The organism is Peribacillus sp. NPDC058002, from assembly GCF_042886655.1.
GTDB lineage: Bacteria > Bacillota > Bacilli > Bacillales > DSM-1321 > Peribacillus > Peribacillus aracenensis.
The window spans coordinates 1-2,350 of record NZ_JBHVQU010000400.1 but is presented as its reverse complement, the minus strand read 5'-3'; the positions used below and the strand labels follow the sequence as shown (position 1 = coordinate 2,350).

General features: G+C 38.7%; 3 protein-coding genes. 2 read left to right on the top strand and 1 reads right to left on the bottom strand.

Translation table 11 applies throughout. The features are described 5' to 3' along the window. Nucleotides 1-263 precede the first annotated feature (263 nt). Entirely contained in the window at nt 264-521 is a 258-nt protein-coding gene (locus ACFVSH_RS25575; protein WP_387603708.1) for a zinc ribbon domain-containing protein, read from the top strand. A gap of 205 nt (nt 522-726) precedes the next feature. Here ACFVSH_RS25575 and ACFVSH_RS25570 read toward each other — a convergent pair whose 3' ends face one another. Beyond that, nucleotides 727-1,704, bottom strand: a complete 978-nt coding sequence (locus tag ACFVSH_RS25570; RefSeq protein ID WP_387603748.1) for a 2-hydroxyacid dehydrogenase — start codon at nt 1,702-1,704, stop codon at nt 727-729. Between the two features lie 427 nt (nt 1,705-2,131). Between ACFVSH_RS25570 and ACFVSH_RS25565 the strand changes: the two genes are divergently transcribed. Further along, nucleotides 2,132-2,350 (top strand): hypothetical protein (locus ACFVSH_RS25565; RefSeq protein ID WP_387708559.1); only part of this gene is annotated, 219 nt, incomplete at its 3' end.

The following is a 2,350-nucleotide window of genomic DNA, read 5'->3' as shown; positions in this document are numbered from 1 at the left end:
GTATATTGCACAACAGTTGCCATAATGAATCGTCATTTTAAACTCTAATTTAACATGTATATCCATAACCAGTTGAGCAGTGGCTTGACTGGTTATTTTTATGACTATTTGAAAAAATGCTCCGCTAGTCCTGCCTTACATAACGGCAACACCCACATTAACGGTTGATTCGTCGTTTCGATGATATGTGATTCATCTTGTCTTGACTTCATTTTGTTTGTTAGATAATGTTTAGAATAAAACTTTTTGCAGGAGAATCTATCATGAAAAAATATAAAACATGCCAGAGTTGTGGAATGCCGCTATCTAAAGATGAATTAGGTGGAGGAACTGAAAAAGATGGTAGTAAAAGCACTAAATATTGCAGTCATTGTTATATGAATGGTGAATTCACTCAAAATATTACTGCGATGGAAATGCAAAAATTTGTTCAAAATCATATGATTGAAAATATGAAAATGCCTAAATTTATTGCTAAGTTTTTTTCTAGGGGCATCCCGAAGTTAGAGCGATGGAAATAATCAACTACTAGAGAACGAAACGTACAAAACTACTGCCGGAATAGCGTATCCAAGGGAAGCGAGTGCCTGGAGTGGAAATCTATAGTAACAAACAAGCCCTCCTTTATAGTGAGGGCTTGTTTGTTTTATTGAATAATGCGAAATCAAAAAATGGATAGCCCCAAATAAGGCTATCCGTCTTAATTTATAAATGCTGTTTAAGAATTCACTTCACCTTTACCCCAGCTTTAATCAAGGTAGGCGGAGCTTCTCCCTGTATTCCGGCTACAAGGTTGGTCGCTGCCAGCTTCGCCATTTTCAGGCGGGTTTCATATGTTGCGGAACCGATATGAGGCAATGTGACGACATTCTTCATGGAAAGCAATGGATTGTCTTCCTGGACGGGCTCTTGTACAAAGACATCCAGTCCAGCCGCGTGAATTTCACCGTTTTTTAGCGCAGTGATCAAGGCTTCTTCATCCACTGTTTTACCTCTTGAACAATTGATGAAGATGGCAGTCTCTTTCATGAGCTTGAATTCTTTTTCCCCCATCATCTTTTCAGTTTGGGGAGTCAGCGGTGTCATCAAGCAGACAAAATCAGATTGCTTTAACAGATCTTCCAGAGAACAGTATGTAGCTCCATACTTTTGTTCTGCTTCTTCGTTTCTAGATCTATTGTGATATAGGATGTTCATACCGAATCCAAAACGGGCCCTTTTTGAAACGGCGGAACCTATTCCGCCCATCCCGATAATCCCTAATACTTTATGATGGACGTCCAACCCAAATGATTTTTCTCCGATATTCGATGTCCATTGCCCTGACTTTACCATTTGATCCATCTCCGGCATTCTTCTCGCTGTGGACAGCATCAAGCCCATAATCGTATCTGCGACTGTCTCATTCAATACCTCTGGAGTGTTCGTGGCCATGATTCCTCGATTGGACAACTCGGTTATATCCAAATTGTCGTAACCAACTGATGAGTTACAGACGATTTTTAATTGCGGTGCTTGATCCAGTAAAGTTTTATCCACTTTTAATCCTGAACCTAATATACCTTGTGCGTCCTTCAGCTCTTGAAGGAATTCAGGATAATTTCGTGAGTCAAGACCTTCAAAATAAACGACATCACAAGTCTCTCGAACATAATCCAACACTTCTTGATCCACTTTCTTATAAATGATTACTTTCGGTTTCATCATTAGTACCCTCACTTCCAATAAAGTAGGACCCCATCGGGATCAAATGCAGACACATGTATTTTGAAATACCTCTACCTATAATCTACCATTATTTTAAAAAAGGTTGTAGCTAATTGAATGGCGGACCAAACCGCTAAAATGGAAGCTAAAGATAAAATGATATTTTCGAACCAATTGTTTTTATATCTTCCCATCAAGCTCTTTTTATTTGATAGCACCAGAATCCCAATAGCGATAATAGGAAAACAATAACCTTTCATTTTAAAAAAACTTTTGACACTTCGCACTTGATGACCATTCAAGAGAATTGGCGTTGTTGCGGATTAGAAAATACAGGATTCGTTACTATATGGATTACGGGTAAGAACAGCGTGCGAATAGATTAATGCCATCAGCGGATAATATAAGCGAAGGAGTGAAATATATGCCACAAGATCATAACAATGATTCATTTAATAATGCCGGGAACCTTGATAGAGACCCAACTAATAATAATGATGATAACGATACAATTGACAGACCTGTAATGATTGATGATAGTTTGAACCCCGGATTTCAAAGGGAAGAACGTCCTGTGCCTGATGGTAATATCCCAACAATAGAGGGAGTTGCAAACATTAAAGAGCGTTTTGGTTCGGGCCAT